The 18,033-nt window shown below is 53.2% G+C and carries 19 protein-coding genes and 1 other RNA gene; 3 read left to right on the top strand and 17 right to left on the bottom strand.

Annotated features, from left to right (window positions below):
• Nucleotides 1–60 precede the first annotated feature (60 nt).
• On the top strand, nt 61–882 hold the full coding sequence (locus D8M41_RS02145) for an inositol monophosphatase family protein (RefSeq protein WP_023134019.1): 822 nt from the start codon (nt 61–63) through the stop codon (nt 880–882).
• Nucleotides 883–968: 86 nt separating this feature from the next.
• Here the strand turns inward: D8M41_RS02145 and D8M41_RS02140 are convergent, their stop codons facing one another.
• The 7 genes from D8M41_RS02140 to prfB all read right to left on the bottom strand — a co-directional run bounded on the left by D8M41_RS02140 (nt 969) and on the right by prfB (nt 6,430).
• Nucleotides 969–1,538 (bottom strand): hypothetical protein, encoded by a 570-nt coding sequence (locus D8M41_RS02140; RefSeq protein ID WP_126926317.1) that lies wholly within the window; start codon nt 1,536–1,538, stop codon nt 969–971.
• A gap of 234 nt (nt 1,539–1,772) precedes the next feature.
• Nucleotides 1,773–2,146, bottom strand: a transfer-messenger RNA (tmRNA) gene (gene ssrA, locus D8M41_RS02135).
• Between the two features lie 211 nt (nt 2,147–2,357).
• Nucleotides 2,358–2,972, bottom strand: coding sequence for a DUF4190 domain-containing protein (locus D8M41_RS02130; protein ID WP_126926316.1), 615 nt, complete (start codon nt 2,970–2,972; stop codon nt 2,358–2,360).
• Nucleotides 2,973–3,540: 568 nt separating this feature from the next.
• The gene (locus D8M41_RS02125) at nt 3,541–3,918 is read right to left on the bottom strand and encodes a DUF4190 domain-containing protein (protein ID WP_126926315.1); all 378 of its coding nucleotides are present in this window, start codon (nt 3,916–3,918) and stop codon (nt 3,541–3,543) included.
• 316 nt (nt 3,919–4,234) lie between these two features.
• Entirely contained in the window at nt 4,235–4,606 is a 372-nt protein-coding gene (locus tag D8M41_RS02120) for a DUF4190 domain-containing protein (RefSeq protein WP_126926314.1), read from the bottom strand.
• Nucleotides 4,607–4,758: 152 nt separating this feature from the next.
• Complete coding sequence (gene smpB, locus D8M41_RS02115) at nt 4,759–5,253, bottom strand: SsrA-binding protein SmpB (protein ID WP_037235281.1); 495 nt, start codon at nt 5,251–5,253, stop codon at nt 4,759–4,761.
• A 49-nt stretch (nt 5,254–5,302) separates the two neighbouring features.
• The gene (prfB, locus tag D8M41_RS02110; protein WP_023134026.1) at nt 5,303–6,430 is read right to left on the bottom strand and encodes a peptide chain release factor 2; all 1,128 of its coding nucleotides are present in this window, start codon (nt 6,428–6,430) and stop codon (nt 5,303–5,305) included.
• 357 nt (nt 6,431–6,787) lie between these two features.
• On the opposite strand from prfB, the gene D8M41_RS02105 reads away from it, so the two are divergent.
• Nucleotides 6,788–7,555, top strand: coding sequence for a DUF6318 family protein (locus D8M41_RS02105; protein ID WP_238693477.1), 768 nt, complete (start codon nt 6,788–6,790; stop codon nt 7,553–7,555).
• 153 nt (nt 7,556–7,708) lie between these two features.
• Nucleotides 7,709–8,362 (top strand): DUF6318 family protein, encoded by a 654-nt coding sequence (locus D8M41_RS02100; RefSeq protein WP_238693452.1) that lies wholly within the window; start codon nt 7,709–7,711, stop codon nt 8,360–8,362.
• Nucleotides 8,363–8,628: 266 nt separating this feature from the next.
• On the opposite strand, the gene D8M41_RS02095 is transcribed toward D8M41_RS02100, so the two are convergent.
• The 10 genes from D8M41_RS02095 to glf form a co-directional block, all read right to left on the bottom strand.
• On the bottom strand, nt 8,629–9,144 hold the full coding sequence (locus tag D8M41_RS02095; RefSeq protein WP_023134030.1) for a hypothetical protein: 516 nt from the start codon (nt 9,142–9,144) through the stop codon (nt 8,629–8,631).
• On the bottom strand, nt 9,113–9,532 hold the full coding sequence (locus D8M41_RS02090) for a TadE/TadG family type IV pilus assembly protein (RefSeq protein ID WP_006889178.1): 420 nt from the start codon (nt 9,530–9,532) through the stop codon (nt 9,113–9,115). The genes D8M41_RS02095 and D8M41_RS02090 overlap by 32 nt, the downstream gene beginning before the upstream one ends.
• A 27-nt stretch (nt 9,533–9,559) precedes the next feature.
• Nucleotides 9,560–9,796, bottom strand: coding sequence for a hypothetical protein (locus tag D8M41_RS02085; RefSeq protein WP_006889161.1), 237 nt, complete (start codon nt 9,794–9,796; stop codon nt 9,560–9,562).
• Nucleotides 9,797–9,856: 60 nt separating this feature from the next.
• A complete protein-coding gene (locus tag D8M41_RS02080) occupies nt 9,857–10,792 on the bottom strand; it encodes a type II secretion system F family protein (RefSeq protein ID WP_006889195.1) in 936 nt (311 codons plus the stop codon).
• Nucleotides 10,789–11,643 carry a type II secretion system F family protein gene (locus D8M41_RS02075; protein WP_037234927.1) on the bottom strand — a complete coding sequence of 285 codons (855 nt, stop codon included), beginning with the start codon at nt 11,641–11,643 and terminating at the stop codon, nt 10,789–10,791. Before D8M41_RS02075 ends, D8M41_RS02080 begins: the two co-directional genes overlap by 4 nt.
• 2 nt (nt 11,644–11,645) lie before the next feature.
• The gene (locus D8M41_RS02070; protein ID WP_006889225.1) at nt 11,646–12,935 is read right to left on the bottom strand and encodes a CpaF family protein; all 1,290 of its coding nucleotides are present in this window, start codon (nt 12,933–12,935) and stop codon (nt 11,646–11,648) included.
• 203 nt (nt 12,936–13,138) lie between these two features.
• Complete coding sequence (locus D8M41_RS02065) at nt 13,139–13,906, bottom strand: ABC transporter ATP-binding protein (RefSeq protein WP_023134034.1); 768 nt, start codon at nt 13,904–13,906, stop codon at nt 13,139–13,141.
• Between the two features lie 7 nt (nt 13,907–13,913).
• Nucleotides 13,914–14,795, bottom strand: a complete 882-nt coding sequence (locus D8M41_RS02060; protein ID WP_037235268.1) for an ABC transporter permease — start codon at nt 14,793–14,795, stop codon at nt 13,914–13,916.
• The gene (locus D8M41_RS02055; RefSeq protein ID WP_126926312.1) at nt 14,795–16,807 is read right to left on the bottom strand and encodes a glycosyltransferase; all 2,013 of its coding nucleotides are present in this window, start codon (nt 16,805–16,807) and stop codon (nt 14,795–14,797) included. The genes D8M41_RS02060 and D8M41_RS02055 overlap by 1 nt, the downstream gene beginning before the upstream one ends.
• Complete coding sequence (gene glf, locus D8M41_RS02050) at nt 16,807–17,994, bottom strand: UDP-galactopyranose mutase (protein WP_006889160.1); 1,188 nt, start codon at nt 17,992–17,994, stop codon at nt 16,807–16,809. Before glf ends, D8M41_RS02055 begins: the two co-directional genes overlap by 1 nt.
• Nucleotides 17,995–18,033: the final 39 nt, after the last annotated feature.

Here is an 18,033-nt window from a genome sequence, read left to right as displayed (position 1 = left end):
TGGGCGCTAAGGGCGTACCATAAATACTATGACCACCGATACGAGAACCGAATAAGGACTATGAACACGACCCCTTACACCGATGACGTGCGCCTAGCGCACACCTTAGCTGATAGCGTTGATCGAGTTGCGATGGCGCGTTTTACCGACCACAGCATGAGCGTTCACATGAAGGATGACGGCACCCCCGTCACCGATGCGGACCGTGAGATTGAGCAGCTGATCCGCGCCCAGCTGCAGAGGGCTCGTATCCGTGATGGTGTTGCTGGTGAGGAGTCGGGAACCATGGGTACCACCTCACGGCAGTGGGTTATCGACCCGATTGATGGCACCAGCAACTTTGTGCGTGGTGTGCCGGTGTGGGCTACCCTCATTGCTCTTCTGGATGAGGGCGAGCCGGTGGTTGGTCTGGTGTCTGCACCCGCGTTACAGCGCCGCTGGTGGGCCGCCAAAGGCTCAGGGTCCTATGCTGGTAAATCTTTGGCTCGCGCCACCCGCTTAGAGGTATCAAAAGTCGCTAATATTGCGAATTCTTCACTATCGTACTCAGATTTTGCGGGGTGGGCTGAGAACGGTATGGAACAGCGGTTCTTCTCCTTAGCACAGTCTGTGAAACGTACCCGCGCTTACGGCGATTTCTGGTCGTACTGCTTGGTGGCAGAAGGCGCCGTCGATATCGCGGCTGACCCGCAGCTGAACATGCACAATGTGGCTGCTCTGGTGCCGATTGTGAGGGAAGCTGGCGGTAAAATCACCACATTTAACGGGAATAATGCGACATCAACCACGTACAGCCAGCGCACGAGCGTGCTGGCCACAAATGGTGCACTGCACTCAAAAGCGCAGGGGCTGCTGAGCGATATCGGGATTAGTGAGGACTAGCTCTCTCGCTCTTCTCTTACATATGTATGCAGGGAGGGGACGCACAGAACGTGCGTCCCCTCCCTGCATCTTATGTTTCTGTTGTATTAGAAGAAAGCAAGCACATAGAGCACCGCAGATCCTATCAGTCCCAGAATGCTCAGGCCTCCCAGAACTATAGCTAGTGAGCTGAAAGTGGTTGTACGGGAGGATGCGGAGGTTTTAGTTTTAGTCTTTCCGCTGACCTTAAACGCGTAGATCCCTAGGATGAATGCCATAAGTGCCGGAAGCAACCCACCCATGAGTACGTTAGTGACTTGCACGATCTCGTAGGGCCGGTACATTGACGCAGCGCGCGAGAGAGTAGTGAGACTCTGAACCCCAGAGTATACAAGCGAGAAAAGGGCTAGAGCAAAACCACCCACTGCGTAGAAATAACCGGGTCCGCGGATATCGCCGGGCGCTCGCCCGTAGGGGCGCCGGTACTCGTCGGGCACCTCGTACTCGGCAGGCATACGGTTGTAGTTGAAATCGTAGTCTAGAGCGCTTATACCAGCTACCGTGGGCGCGGCTTGGGGGTGCACTGTTTGGGGGCTCAGCTGGGCAAGCGGCGGCACAGGCTGCATGGGTGAGGAAGGCTGGGCGTAGGGGTGCTGTGTATTAGGTGTGGGCTCCATATGCCGTCTCCTGCAAAAAATCTTTACTGGTATCACCCCGCATATGTTCGCCTTCCTGCCGGTGAGGCGGTTTTTAGCGGGCGTGCTCTCTTTACGATACTACGGCATCCTGGGGAACGATGCACGGCATAAGCGGTCTATTAAAATAGTAAGCCGCCTGGCATCTCCACTGGTGTGGAGGCGCTAGGCGGTACTGTAACGGGTTCGTCCCGTGGAGCGGAACCCTGGGGATTTCCGTGGAGATGCGGGGAATCGAACCCCGGTCCGTTGTGGCTTCGACGGGGCTTCTCCGTGCGCAGTTTGTGAAAACGCTACTTTTCGGCTCCGGTGCTTGCACAAACACTTACACCGACGAACCTATTCGTATAAAAAGTTCCGCTAGCCCCTACGACAAGGGCCAACAGCAGTGGCCTTTTAAAACGATGCCGGTTCCTGAGCCAAAGGCATGCTCAGGCCGACAGACTGCAACTCGCGCTTAGGCAGCGAGTGCGAAGTCAGTGCGCTTAGATTCTGCACTTATTTGTTTGCAGAGGGCGTTAACGAGATAACCCTGCATCCTCGGCACGCTTCACCCATCTCGACTCACATCGTCGAAACCGATCATCCCCCTATGCTTTTATCAAAAAGCGCCGTCCTGAACGTTTTCCGTATCCATACCTAGACGGCACGGCACCGCTCAGTAACGGTTAGAGAATCAGTATAGCCGCAGCGCTCATGTATTGCAAACCTTGTGTGGGGTTACCGTGACGCTTCTGCTGGGAGAGACAGTAAAAAGGGTGATGTCTTCTACTCAGAAGCATCCCCTTTGAAGGACGGTACCTATTTGGCGGGAACAGTCATGGAGCTTCCATCGTCAAGTTCACATGTGACGTGCCCGTTGCCGTCAGGAGTGCCAGCTTCACGACAGTCATTCTCCAGCTGTATATGCAAGAAAACAGTGATCGTAATGGTAACTGCTGCTAGCAGAAGAGCCAGTCCCCCTGTGACCATACCACCTATAGCGAACCCTTTACCGGTGGCAGTTTTCTTACCGATCTTATTAAGCGCAACAATCCCTACAACTATGGCAAAGATACCTAACGGTATTCCCACATAGTAGAAGATCCCCAGAAACAAACTCAATAGGCCAACAATGAGCGAGGTAATCGCAAGAACCGCATTGGGGACGGTATCCTGCCCAGGGTAGGCACCATAGTTGTCGTAAAGGTCATAGTAGTCGTAGTCATATCCTGGTGCGTTTATACCCTCATACCCAGGATGTTGTTGATACTGCCCTGGGTGGGTACCGTAGCCGGGTGCCTGCTGCCCAGCATAGTACCCCTGCTGCTGCGGGTAACCCGGTGCCGGGGCTGGGTAGGAGGCCGGGCAGTCCCCCTGTCCTTGCGGCGGAGTACCAGGGTAACCGGGGTATTGCTGGTACGGATTATGTGACATCTATACCCTTCCTTGGGGCTCGGCGATTACCGCACGATTTTAAAACATGCGTGAGTCCATTTTACGCGAATCAGATGTAAACGCACGGTACCCTGCGGTTAGCCGCGTCTAACCGCGTACAAGAAGGCTAAAACGCGCCATCAGCAGAGATGTGCGCCCTCCCCGGTGGGCCGCCCCAAGCTTACGGAATCTCGTGAACTACTATTCCACCCCTAGTGTTTACAGAGAAGTTCTGCCCGTCAATATGACAGATCACCGTACCGTTGGAGTCCTTCTCACTGGTATCAACGCAGTGCTGTATTTTGCCGTACCAGGTAATCAGGGTAATCAGGACAATACTAGCTTGTTTTGCCTCAGAGCCTGCTTTGCTCCCGCGCTGTGTCTCCGATATAAATACCACTAACTAGGGTGTCCCAACCACAGCGGCTGAGACACCCTAGTTTCCCATATTCTATGTACATATAATTCGTTAATACATATTTTTAAAAAATGGTGGTATTAATAATCCTGTACTTATTGTGACTGGTGGAGTGTACAAGTTTTACGGGCCGCCCATATCATCTACATATTAGCGACGATACGTGGTGGTAGTTTTTGAGTACCCAGTGAATTTCATCCCCATAACTTCACAGGTATATTCACCATTAGAATTGTGTTGGGCTTTCTTTGCGCACTCCTGCATCTGCACAAAAACCATAATGTTGAAAATCAGCACACCAACAGCCAGGATGATAGACAGGGTACCCAGAATGGTACTGGTAATAGCCATCCCTTTACCACTTGCGTTACCCTTCTTAATTTTTGCAAGAGCAACTATAGCGGGGATCAGGCCGACCAGGCCCAGCAGGCCACCGACCATGAAAATAGCGGTTAGCAGGCCGAGGATGGTCAATACAAGGGCAGTAATCGCCAGTGCAGAGCTTGGCTTCGGTTGGTAGCCCTGCATGGGCGGTGGTACCGGCACACCTTGCGGAGGCAAAGCCGAAGCAGCTTTTGGCGTCTCACCGGACCCATTCCCAGGGTCAAAGTTGTCAGATCCTTTGTCGGTTGATAGCCTCACAAAGTTACGAGGCTACACACCATTATACGGAAACACCTATCTATTCCTCAGGCTTTCTGCGGTGACGTCCCATATCAGATTAGGTTTTTGAATAATTCGCTAGCCGTTTCTCGCGCTGACAAATGGAATATTGGTTAAACAAAGTGTGGGACATGCCGTCTCCGGGAACGTCCCACACTCTACACTTTAAAAGTAGCTACTTTTAGTGAGCACCTGCTGCATAGGCAATAAGGCCAAAAATGAACCATCCGCATGCGGCAACAAACCCTATAGAGCCCAGCACGATACCAGTAATTGCCATACCTTTACCGCTAGCCAGTTGCTTTTTAATCTTCGACAAGCCAATCGCACCGCAAACAACGGCACCGATACCAAGCAACCACCCAAGGATTGGGATAAAGCTAATCAGGAACGCAAGAATACCGAGAACCAAAGCTGTAATAGCCAGAGCAGCGCTAGGATTCGGCTGGTAGCCCTGCATGGGCGGCGGTACTGGCGCACCCTGCGGAGGCGGAGCCGGGGTAAACTTCGGCGCATCAGCAGACCCATTGTTAGGGCTAAAATTTTCAGACATACAGTCAGTCTCCTTTGGTTGATTGCTCTCTCCACTTATGGGGTGAAGATACCCTCTATTATACGGTAGAACACACCTTTCGCACTGGTGTCTTCTGAGCTAAATCCTGGTCTCTCAGGACATGAGTATACTTCCGCTCTGCTTTTACAGCACTAGCCGCCAAGGTTGCGGTAGCGCATGGCGCGTGCCGCTTCCAACGTATCTTGCCTCTCCCGAAGGGCCTGGCGTTTATCATACTCGCGTTTACCGGTGGCAAGGGCAATCTCAACTTTTGCCCGGCCATTACTGAAATACAGTTTAAGCGGAACCACAGTATAGCCGGTCTCCTTCAGCTTCTGTCCCAACCGGTTAATCTCAGTACGATGCAGCAGCAGTTTACGGCGGCGGCGAGCAGCATGATTCGTCCATGTACCATACCCGTATTCAGCAATGTGAATACCTTCAAGCCACATTTCATTACCGTTCACTTGGCAGAAGCCATCAGTAATGGAGGCGCCACCGTCACGCAACGACTTCACCTCAGTGCCCATTAGCACAAGGCCTGCCTCATATGTCTCAACAATATTGTAGTTATGCCGTGCTTTTTTATTCTGGGCAATAATTGAATTATTTGGGTCTTTAACGCCCTTCTTTTTCTTCTGAGCCATCATATCCTCTAGCTGTATATTCCTCATGCGACGCGCCTGAGCGCCGCTACTAATCCTTACCCGCAGAACGGGATGATGCACGCCACCGGATACCCGCATCAATAAACGCGTTCAGCCCACCATCGAGCACGTTCGCGGTATTTCCCTCTTCATAACCGGTACGCAAGTCCTTAACCATCTGGTACGGATGCAGTACATAAGAACGCATCTGATCCCCCCAACTCGCTTTAATATCCCCAGCGAGTTCCTTCTTTTTCGCGTCCTCTTCTTCCTTACGCAATAGAAGCAGTCGTGACTGCAGCACACGTAGAGCGGCAGCGCGGTTCTGCAGCTGCGATTTCTCGTTCTGCATCGACACCACGATACCCGTAGGGAGGTGAGTCATGCGAACCGCAGAATCGGTGGTATTCACCGACTGCCCGCCGGGGCCAGACGAGCGGAACACATCCACCTTAATCTCTGCCTCAGGAATCTCAATAGCGTCAGTCTGCTCAATGAGTGGCACCACCTCCACCGCCGCGAAGGAAGTCTGGCGTCGCCCTTGATTATCGAACGGGGAGATACGAACCAGCCGGTGCGTCCCAGCTTCAACCGACAAGCGTCCAAAAGCGAACGGGGCGTTCACCTCAAACGTCGCCGACTTCAGCCCAGCTTCCTCAGCGTAAGAGGTGTCAAGCAATTTCGTCGGGTAACCGTTCTTTTCGGCCCAGCGCAGGTACATACGCAGAAGCATCTCAGCAAAATCAGCAGCATCTACCCCGCCAGCCCCCGAGCGGATCGTTACCACAGCCTCACGCTGATCGTATTCGCCTGATAGCAGCACGAGTACCTCTAGCTCTTCAAGCTTGCGGCGGATGCTCACACATTCAGTACGTGCCTCGCTCAGAAGCTCCTGTGCACTTTGAGGGTCTTCCGCTTCGGCGAGCTCAACCATGACTTCAACATCGTCAATACGCGATCCCAACGATGTTAGGCGGTTCAGCTCAGCTTGCTTATGCGACAGGGCGCTTGTTACCTGTTGCGCAACCTGCGGATCGTCCCATAGCTGCGGGTCGGCGGCACGCTCCGATAATTCCGCAATGGCACGTTCAATACCCTCAAGGTCGCTCACAGCGGCGATTGAGGCGTAAACAGCGCGCAGTTCCCTAACTTCAGCAGAAAAATCGAAAGATGCCATAGCCCTTAACAGTAGCGCGAAAATCCCTGAAAGTCTCACCAGAACAGTATTATCACTGCGAAACACACAAAGCGTATTGCTAGGCAAAACAATGAAATAACGCTCCCCCAGCCTCACTCTGAATAATTCGTGGGCCTTATCATCAAAAACTAAGGACTCATATGTACAATCTAGATTTTTGGGTGTGTTACATCTACTGAGCTTTGATTTGTTGAGTCTCAGCCCGTAGTCTAAGGGTACGTATTCACATTGAACCAATAAGATTGAGGCGCTTCCGGGCCAGATGATGTGGGTGTATTTTCTGCCGCCTGTTGTGCACGGGGCCTTCTGATGTTGATGAAGGAGAGAACTCTCGTGATGGTAGAGCCGAACGCTGACCGTGTTGTTCCGCGTCGTCGTGCGCTGTTGCTCGCTGGTGTGGGGTTAGGAACTTTTGCTCTTGCCGCCTGTAGTGGTGGGAATAAGGCAGCTGAGCAGGAATCTGGCAGTTCTGCCGTTGATACGCCTCAGGATAGTGGTAGTGTTAGTCCTTCTGCCTCTGGGGAGGCATCTAATACCCCTGACCCTAGTTTTTCGAAGGGGTATTCTGGCGGGTCGAAGGCCCCTGAGGGTGAGTACCGGATGGCTGATTATCAAGGCCCAGCTCAGAATGTTCCTAAGCCTCCGATGCCTACCGCTGCTGATGGGCATACCGAGGCGTCGTTTACTGGGTTGCGTAAGTCGATGCTGGCGTGGCAACGCTGGACTAATTACGGTATTCAGACGGGTGATTATAGTGTGGCGCTTCAGTTTATTGGGGAGAACTGTGAGGACGAGCGAAAAACAATCACTTATGTGACTGAGCTTTATGAGAAGGGTGGATGGGTGATTGATGGTATTCAGGATATTGAGTATTCCTACCAGCCGTATATTTATGGTGAGAATTATCTGTGGAAGATAGAAACTAAATGGCTGGGGATTGTGTATATACAGCCTGACGGGCAGCAGATTCCGCAGGAAAATGTGCGTACGGATGATGATACGTTTTGGTTGGAGTGTCGTCACGCCGACCGGGGCTGGTATATCAATAGTTTATTAACCCCGGACGAGTATTCTCAGAAGTATAAAAATCAGGAAAAGAAATAATTGTGAAAAAATCCAATACCAAAGCAGCGGTCATATAAAGCGTTTACGTCAGTATAAGAAAGGCGAATATTCATGATATACATGCCTATACCTGATCCGAGTATGTTCACTCGCCGTCGTGCACTGTTGCTCGCTAGTACGGGGCTAGGAGCTGTGGCTTTTACCGCCTGTGGTGGTGCTGGTAATACTGAAGGACAGCCAGCTTCTCCGTCTGAGGCTGGTTCGTCGACACCGCAGAATTCGTCGCCTGAGGCTTCTGCCTCTGGCAGCAGTGATGCCTTGGCAACCCCTACCCCTGTAGGGGAGACTTTTAGTAAGGGGTTCTCGGGTGGGTCGCAGGCACCGGAGGGTGAGTATCGTCCTGCTGATGATAAGGGTCCGGCGCAGAATGTTCCCAAGCCTCAAGAGCCTGAGGGTATGAACCTTGAAACCCCTGAGGCGTTTTTTAAGTTTATTGAGTATTGGAATGAGCAGCGTAATTATGCTCTTCAAACAGGGGACGTGAAGGGGTACGCGCATATTACCTCGGGTGCTTATACCAAGGAACTTCAAGCTATTTCTTATATGAAATCTGTGTATGAGAAAGGAGGGTGGATAATCGGAGGTATTCGAAAAATCTTTTATGAGAAGGATAGTTTTGAAAAAGTTTCGGGGAAAGATTATGAATATTCTCTCCTGGGCCGCACCGCTATTCCTCCTACACTAATATTTGATAATGAGAGGCGCACTATTCGCACGGAGGATTTCACTGAACAAATAAATATAGTGTGGAGTTTAGGATTGTCTACACTGGAACCGAATGGTTGATGCGCGAGGTGCAAAATACTGTCAAATTCGATAAATAAAAGTGTTAAATTTGAGGGTTACTCATTAGGGATTCTCCCGTATTCAGAAACCTCAAATGAATGAATAGCCTTCTCACTATACTGGCACAACCAAATTTCGTTCCCTCAGATTGAGTATATCCAATCTAGAGTCACACCTACTGCGCGCCTCAAATGCCCTGCCTCAGCTGCTGCTGGCCGATATAAAAACGTTATATCGGCTCTAGCCCCAGCAGAGGCACTACGCTTTTAGCTCCCCCAGCTCATCGAATACGAACTCACCGGAACCACCCCATTACCGATAGGAACCAAGGGAAGCCGCGCGTTAACGGATACATCAACCCGAATCGTATCGTTCGACCCACACGAAGAGCTGCATGATAACGCCACCGAAATATCCGACGCAGCCACCCCATAATCCTGAGCCACAAGTGTTGCCAGCTCATTCGCCTGGGCCTGCGAGAGGCTCTGCCCCTTAGGCAGCTCCCGAACGTACTGCGCCACCTGGGCGCTTGCCGAATGGGCAGCCATTACCGAGGCCTGCAGGCTAAAAACCGTCAAAACCCCATACATAATGGGGATGAGCAAGGTAATACCCAACCCCAGAAACTCCACGATTGCGCTTCCCTCATCGGGGCTTTGAGAAGAAGTCACCTTCTTGCGGCGTCCCCAGCGGGTACGCGCGCATACTGTCTGAAGGGAGAGGATCTTCACGGCACCACGCACCCGCGCACTACTCTTCTGTTTGGACTGGGTATACCGCATGAGCCTTCACCGATAATGAATTAGGTAACCCGAAAGGGCCGAGCACCGGAAGCGGAGCTGAAACGTTCACCTCAAGCACTCGAGCCCCCGCAGAGTTAAAACTTTCGCTGTACGAAACATTCTGTGCATAGTTACCAGGAAGCGAACCGCGAATAATCTCAGAGGTACGGTCAACGCTCTCAGAGGGGTTACGGTCGTGCAGAGTGCCGTACCGTGCCCCAGCACTGGCCGCATCCAGGAGCAGGTTACGCACATAAAAAGCATACGAAACCTGCAAAATAGCCACAGTAATCAGTGCTAACAGGGCCGAGACCATCACAAAATCGGTGCTCGCATCCCCACGGTCTGCATCTGCTCCGGTGCCCTCTTTGCCCCTTCTACGGGTCACACACTTGCCACAGGCACGCATGACCAGTTAGCGACCGACCTTTGCGATAGCGTCATTAAACATAGTGGTCAGAGCAGGCTGAGCGACTGCCAAGATAGCAGCAACCAGAACGGCGCTCATCATGGTGATCATCACCCAGCCGGGGACGTCGCCCCGCTCAGGATCATCAGAGCCTGAACGGGAACCGAAAACACGACCCGCCACCAGGGCGGTCATCGCTAGTGCAGTCAGCAAAGCCAACGAAGTACGAATACGGCGGAACATTGTCCTCTCCTTTACTGCTAGGGAACCCCGTGCGGGGCCAAATGGTACAGGTTATTGCCTCTAAATAGTTAGATGCAACAGCGATAGTCCGGGGAATATCGCAAAAACTACGGTCAACGGAAGGATGAAAAACACCACGGGTGCGAGCATCGCGATCTCTTTCTTACCGGCGGTTTCCATCAGTTCACGTTTAGCGTTATCGCGGGCATCCTGGGCCTGTGCGCGAAGCACATCAGCCAGCGGGGTACCGCGTTCAATAGCCACTGCCACGCCGTCCACAAAACGGTTCAGTGCAGGCACCTGGGTGCGCCTCGCAAAATCGTAGAGGGCAGGCAGTAACCCCGACCCGGTGCGGGTCTGCGCCAGAATATCTGAGAATTCACGGGACAGCTCTCCGTTAGAGGTGCGGCAGATACGTTCCAAAGCGCCCAAAGCCGACTCACCAGCTGTCACCGACAAAGCCATAAGCTCAGCCAGCGCGGGGAACTCGGTAATCAGCATCTTCTCGCGCTTTTTAATCCTCTCCCCCAGCCACCAGTCACGGGCCATAAACCCACTCACACCGCACACTGCGATGAGAACAATACCGGCGGGTACAGAAATACGCTCTTGAATGACGCCGATAACAGTCAACGCACTCATCATTCCCACGCCAGCAAGAGCCCACAGAAGCTGCTCCGCCCTGAATTTACTCACGTTCTCGTCCTCACCCGCACGGCGCAAACGCTCCCGCAATGACTCATCGGTCATCGACGAATTCCGCATCCGCGAGCTAATGCGGTCAAGCATCGGGCCAAAGAAAACCAGCAGAACCGCTCCCAAAGAGGTGGGGGTTTCCTCGGTCTCCCGCGAGAGGCTTTCGCGCACAGTCACTGACCGCATCTGCGGGGCAATACGCTCAGCAAACCCTGAGCGCCGTGACCGCACGAACGTGCTAATCACAAGCCACAGGCCCGACCCGAGAAGTAACCCCAGGAGGATGTACAGGCTTCTCATACAAACACCCTCTTTTCACTCGGCAAAGTACCGATACGAAGCATCAGGCGATAAGCAATCCACGAAAGCACAACGCCGGAAAGCATAAGAATAAAGCCAGCCCACGAATTATAGACGGTACGCACAGCAGGCTGAGTAGCCATCAGCATGAGCACCACCCACGGTGCAACACACGCCAGCTTCGCGCCGTTCACTGTCCACGACTGCCGCGCCTGAAGCTCCGCCCGGGTACGGGAGCTCTCACGCAAAAAATCACTAAGAGTGCCCAGCAGACGTCCCAAATCGCTACCGCCCACTTCACGAGCAATCTTCAACGACTCAATAATGGTGTCTGCAACAGGATCCGCTAAGTACTCTTTCAAACGGTTCAGCGACGGGATAAACTCGCCACTTGCCCGATAGTCTGAGCCAAACCGAGCAAATGCATCACGCAGCTCCTCAGGGCCACGGTACGACAGCTGCACCAGCGCTTCAGGAAGAGACAGGCCCGCACGGATTGCCGAACGCAAGTGATCCACCGCATCAGGCCACTGCTCCCACACCTTGGCTTCACGCGCCTGCGCGCGGCGAGACACAACAATGCGAGGAAGATAGAAACCAGCCACCGAACTTAATAACGCCAAATTCGGCAGGGAGGTGACCGCAAAAATCACGAGTGCCGTAATAGCTGCAGAACCAACACTAAGCCACATAAACGTCCGAAGACTCAGTGAATGCATACCAGCTTTACGCAGCATGATTACCATCTTTGGTTCACGATTCGGGCGTTCCTCACCAGCAGGAACAGGCCAACACGACCACCACAGCAGAAACGCGCCAGCCCCCAGCAGCAACCCTAAAAGGATGTTCACAACTACCCCGCCTTCGCCATAGCCAGTATCCGTTCCGGAGCGTGCCCGGCACGAGCCCACCGTTCAGGGTGAGGCAGTTCAAGGGCGGTGCACACCATACGGCCTTCCTGGCGCACAAACAGCGGTGACATCTCAATCACACCGTTCTCAACGCGACCGCCAAGCATGTAAATCTCCTCAACCCGGCGGTACCCGCGTGCATCACGTTCACAGTGCACAATCAAGTCAAAGCAGCTGGCAACCGTGGGAACCACGAATGCCGAGGAAATATTCTCCCCCGCCAGCAAAGGCAGGGTACAGATCTTCGTCACGGCGTCCCGTGCCGAGTTCGCGTGGATAGTGCACATCCCCGGAAGACCAGCGTTAAGAGCGATGAGCATATCTAAAGACTCCGCCTCACGAACCTCACCAATGATGATGCGGTCTGGGCGCATACGAAGTGCTTCCTTCACCAGCCGACGCAGCGAAATAGAGCCGGTTCCTTCAAGGTTGGCTTGACGGCACTGCATACCCACAACATCGCGCAGGGGAACCTGCAATTCAAAAATTTCTTCACAGGTAATAACCCGCTCACGCGGCGGGATCGATGCGGACAGGCAGTTCAACATGGTAGTTTTACCAGCCTGAGTAGCGCCAGAGACTAAAATATTCATGCCGCTTTCAACAGCCGCATGTAACAAACCCGCAGCACCAGCACTCATAGATCCAAGCTTCACGAGGTCGGGCAGCCTGCGGGCACGCACAATAAATTTACGGATGTTAATACTGGGGTGGCTACGGGTCACGTCAGGAATAACAGCATGCAAACGCGACCCATCAGGTAAGGATGCATCCACGAACGGAGACGAAAGGTCTAAGCGTCGACCGGAAGGTTTCAGCATGCGCTCCAGCAGATGGTTAATATTGTCAATATCTAGACGTAGACCCGTCAGCTCACTCTCCCCCGACCGAGCCACAAAAATCTCATCGGGGGCGTTAATCCAGATTTCCTCAATACTGTCATCATCCAGGAAACGCTGCAGCGGGCCAAAACCACAAATATCATCCGTTAAATAGCGGATAGCATCTGCAGCATCATGAAGTACCGGTAAGGATGCGCGCAGCATCCGGCGATCATAGTCTGCAACTGACGCCTCAATAATCGACACAACTTCATCGCGCGACGTGTACGGGTCTAGTTCACGTGCGCGAATCTGCTCGCGCACATGCTGCGCGATCAGTAAGTAGCTCTCGTATGATGTGCCGGAAGCTGAGCGGTTATCATACGGAAGAGTAGCTCTGGAGCTCTCCATGGTTGGTCTCCCGCTTACGATGAGGTTGATGTACGGTGATGTGATTACTGTACATAGACTACCCCTAACGGCAAAGATTTATCAAACCAAAACCATTCATTAGCTCACAAATTCAGGGAACTGAAACATCTGAGGACATATGTAGAGGCCCGCTCCCCCATAGGAAGCAGGCCTCTACATATGGCATGAGACACGGCGTAGAGCTATCCGCGGATGATCTTCACAGCCTTATCAATAGCTCCATCGAAACGCAGGTTACCCTGATCCAGCACCACACCGCGTTCGCAGATTTTCGATACCAGGTCCAAGTCGTGGCTCACCACAACGAGGGTCTTACCGTCAAGGCACAGTTCTTTGATCTTCTGGATGCATTTCTTCTGGAACGGTTCATCACCAACTGCAAGAATCTCATCCACCAGGAAAATATCCGGGTTCGTGTGAATAGCGACTGAGAAAGCCAGACGCAGATACATACCTGACGAATAGAACTTCACCTCGGTGTCGATAAACTCGCCGATCTCGGAGAATGCGACAATATCATCGAATGCCGCATCAATCTTGGATTTCGACATGCCCAGAATGGCACCGTTGAGGTACACATTATCGCGCCCCGTGAGGTCTGGGTGAAAACCGGCGCCGACCTCAATCAACCCAGCGATATCACCACGGGTCACTACCTTACCTTTGTCGGGCTGCATCACACCCGAAATGAGCTTTAGCAGAGTGGACTTGCCCGAACCGTTAAGCCCCAGCAAGGCTACACGTTCGCCCTGCTGGATATCGATAGTCACGCCGTTGAGCGCGTTGAATTTCTCTGACAGGTCGCCTTTACGGCCTTTCATTAGCCACACGAAGGCTTCCTTCATGGACCGAGTGTGCCTGAGCACGAAGCTTTTGACGAGGTTATCCACCCTAATGACCACTGGTGCGTTAGGGTCAATAGGGGGCAGCTGCATCTTCTTAATCTTCATGCGCTTATCAGAGCTCCTGGGCGAAGTTACCCTCAAACTTACGGAAGAGGAAATCGCCAATCAGAACGGTCAGAAGAGACACACCAATAGCTACCGGAGTCCAGAAGCTAAACAGGTGCGGAACAACCTGTGAGGTGGGGGCAAGCTTGTCGTGATCCGTGAGGGTAGGGTGCCAGAACGCATAGTGGAAAAGTTCCACCGCCACGGTGAGCGGGTTCATCATAAACAGATTAAAGACCCACGGATACAGGGTGTCGCGCACCAGCGCCCAGGAATACAGCACCGGAGACAGCCAGGTGGCCACCATCAGGAACATATCCACCAGGTTTTCCGAATCACGGAAAAACACGTTAGCGACGCCAAAGATAAGCCCCAGCCCGTAAGAAAGCAGCATGACGATGAGCATCCCGGCGACAACGGACGCAATGTTCAGCACACCGGGTTTCCAGCCGCTGAATATACAGGCGATGAGCATCACCACGATTTGAGGCAAGAAATGAATGAGAGCAACCCACACCGTCGAGAGCGAGAAAAGCTCACGCGGCAGGTAGATCTTACGAATCAGTGCGCTATTGACCACCATGGCCCGCGCGCCGTTACCAAACCCTTCCGAGAAGAAGTTAATAACGATCATGCCCGCGAACAGATAAATAGCGTAGTTGTGCATACCCCGCTCAAGGCCCAGGAAAAGGCCCATCGCAATATAGAACACTCCGAATTGGATACCCGGCTTAATGTAAGACCATAGGATACCCAGCACGGAACCGCGGTAACGCACCTGGATTTCCTTATCAACCAGCAGCCTTAACAGGTACCGGTTTCGGATAGCGTCCAGAATACCCCTACCGCGCCCGGGGGCTTTAAAGGGTTTGGTGCTCAGATCATTCATCATCGCTTCAGTTCAGACTCCGTATGTTTAGCGAACGTCTCAGCCCACGCCTCATAGGAGGCTACGCTGGCCGATGCGTTCCGGTAGCGTTCACGTAGCGTTGGCCACTCCTTCAAGAGCCTAGCATGTAGCTTAGTTGCATCAATCAGTTTAGAGCGCACCTGCTTAGGGTCGCGGCGGTACCAGAAAAGCCCGGTTCCCTCCGCGTTAGTGGCCAAAGCCGAATCAAACCTCGACAAGGTCCACCAGTTACTCTCACCATAATTGAGCTGAATCTGTGGATGCGATTTCAACTCGCCCGTCATAGGTTTAGTCAGCTGACGGCGCAACGTGTTCATGGTCCACGGAACCAGCTTCTTATACCCGGGCGATTTGAAGTTACGACGGCCCCGGAACGGCGGTTTCTTGTTCTTAATGGTGGGGAAACTATCAACGTCAGTCTTCACCTGTGATTCGGGGTACTCAGCCGCCATCGCACGAATCTGCGGCAGGCGGGCAGAGAGCGACTCGTGCAGGTGATCCGGCCCGGACAGCAGATCCTCAAGAGCCATCAAGCGGCCGGCCTCAGTATAGTACTGCATTGACAGGGTGTGCTTCACATCCAAAAAGAGGGAATCCAGCATCACACGGCCGCCTTTATCGAACGGAGAATGCAGAAGTGCCGTAATCAGGCGGTTACGTTCATGATAGTAGGCCTGCCAGCCGACGGAATCGTCCTTATCAGTCCAGGACACATGCCACACACCAGCACCGGGGAATGAGACTGTGGGGAACCCGGCCTCTTTCGCACGCAAACCATACTCTGCATCATCCCACTTCAAGAACAGCGGAAGCGACAGACCGATCTCATGAATCACTGCGGTTGGGATAAGGCACATCCACCAGCCGTTATAGTCAACATCAACGCGGCGGTGCAGCCAGTGCGTGCTACGCAGGTTGCTGCGGCCCAGATCGTGACCCATGACCATATCATCGTAAGGCTTGTCGTAGAAGTTACGCCACGGATTGACAACCTCGCCGTAGGCGTGCAGCACCGAGCGGTCGAACATATCAAACATATGTGCGCCCACGATGGTGGGGGTTTTGCAGTAGTTTGCAAACGTCACCATGCGCAGGATGGACTCAGGCTCAACAATCACGTCATCGTCCAGCAGCAGCACATAGTCGCTGCCGTTATTCACGGCCTCAAACATGCCACGGGAGAAACCGCCCGAACCGCCCAAGTTACCCTGATTAATAATGCGGAATTTACCGGCGAGCGGCTTAACAACTTCCTCAAAATCGGGGTGGTCCTGCACCTTTTTATTTCCTTGATCAACGATCAGGAACTCGTGCACAGAATCAAAAATCTCGGGGCTTTCACCCAGTGTGCGAATATTGTTAATGCAGTACTCAACCTTGTTCATGGTGGTGATCTGCACGGTTGCCTGGCCAGCGTTTACATCAGCGCGCGGCTCAATATCACCCAGCCAGTTAGCTTCAATCAGCTCAAGGTCGGTGGTGCCCGAAAGATCAAACCAGTACCATCCGCCGTCGCCAAATGGGGCTAACGGAAGCTGGAAAGTCGTTTCTGCTGATCCGGACAGCAGCTTAGCGTCCACACGCTGAATAACGCCGCGGCCGTTAGATTTATACACCACGACCATACCTTCACCACTGGTATGTACGCTCAAAACCACCTGTTTCAGGTCGGTCCACCGGCGCCAGTATGAGGCAGGAAAAGCGTTAAAATACGTCCCGAAGGAGAGGTGTTTACCGTCGCCCACCGTAATAGAGCGGCGCCCCGTCAGGTTACGGGCGGCGTTAGCAGATGCAGCGGGCGCGGGTGCGTTAAGGGTCTGTGCGTCAGTAGCCTCTTTAAGGCTTGTGGCGGCATCACTATCGAAACGGGTAGGAAGCTGCACACCGGTGGCGGCGCCAGCATCCACATACAGGGGTACCACATCAGTTTCCACCGCGCTGGGGAAGATCACGCGCTGTAAGGTTTTTAAAGTTTTTTCCTCAGTCGTCATTATGCGTCCACACCGCCGGATTCGATCGTGGCGCCCTCAGCAAAATGGGGGCGGATCTTATTGTCGAACATCGACAGCGCGGATCCGATAGCCATGTGCATATCGAGGTACTTGTAGGTGCCCAGGCGTCCGCCGAACAGCACGTCCTTCTCCCCCTTAGCAAGATCGCGGTACTTCAGCAGCTTCTCACGGTCCACGGAGGTGTTCACCGGGTAATAGGGCTCGTCTCCCTTATTGGCGAAGCGTGAGTACTCGCGCATAATCACGGTCGCGTCCTTGGTGTAGTCGCGCTCAGGATGGAAGTGGCGGAACTCATGGATACGAGTGAAGGGAACGTCAGCATCCGGGTAGTTCATGACTGAGCACCCTTGGAAGTCCTCAATAGGCAAGACTTCTTCTTCCAAATCAATGGTGCGCCATGACAAGTCACCTTCGGTGTAGTCAAAGTAACGGTCCACGGGACCGGTGTAAACCACAGGAACCTGGCCCAGCACCTTCTCACGCGAGTATTCATGATCTCCCGAGAAGAAATCGGTATTCAGCCGCACCTCAATATTCGGGTGCGCTGCCATACGCTCCAGCCAAGCAGTGTAACCGCCCACCGGTAGCCCTTCATACTTGTCGTTAAAGTAGCGGTTGTCATAGGTGTAACGCACCGGCAGTCGGGAAATAATGGAGGCTGGCAGCTCCTCCGGCGGGGTCTGCCACTGCTTAGCGGTGTAGTGCTTAATGAATGCCTCATACAGGGGGCGCCCAATTAGCGAAATGCCCTTATCGTTGAGGTTCTGCGGATCAGTACCGGCCAGCTCCCCGGCTTGTTCAGCAATAAGTGCTTTCGCTTCAGCCGGTGAATATGCAGCGTTAAAGAACTGGTTAATAGTACCCAGGTTAATGGGCATCGGGTACACCACACCATCGTGGCGGGTGTATACGCGGTGCACGTAATTCGTAAAATCGGTAAAACGGTTCACATACTCCCAGACACGTTCGTTGGAGGTGTGAAACAGGTGCGCCCCATAGCGGTGCACCTCAATGCCGGTCTGCTCTTCGTTCTCGCTGTATGCGTTACCACCGATATGAGAGCGGCGGTCCAACAGTGCCACCTTTAAACCAAGCTCAGTTGCGGCCTGTTCGGCAATGGTCAGGCCAAAAAGGCCCGAGCCGACAACTACGAGATCAGCAGTCAATTTCTTCTCCTGTAAGTCATGGGAAACCCGCACGCAAAC

Source organism: Rothia sp. HSID18069 (assembly GCF_003989155.1).
GTDB classification, from domain to species: domain Bacteria; phylum Actinomycetota; class Actinomycetes; order Actinomycetales; family Micrococcaceae; genus Rothia; species Rothia aeria.
The sequence above is the reverse complement of the archived record's forward strand: the minus strand, read 5'-3'. Positions and strand labels throughout refer to the sequence as shown.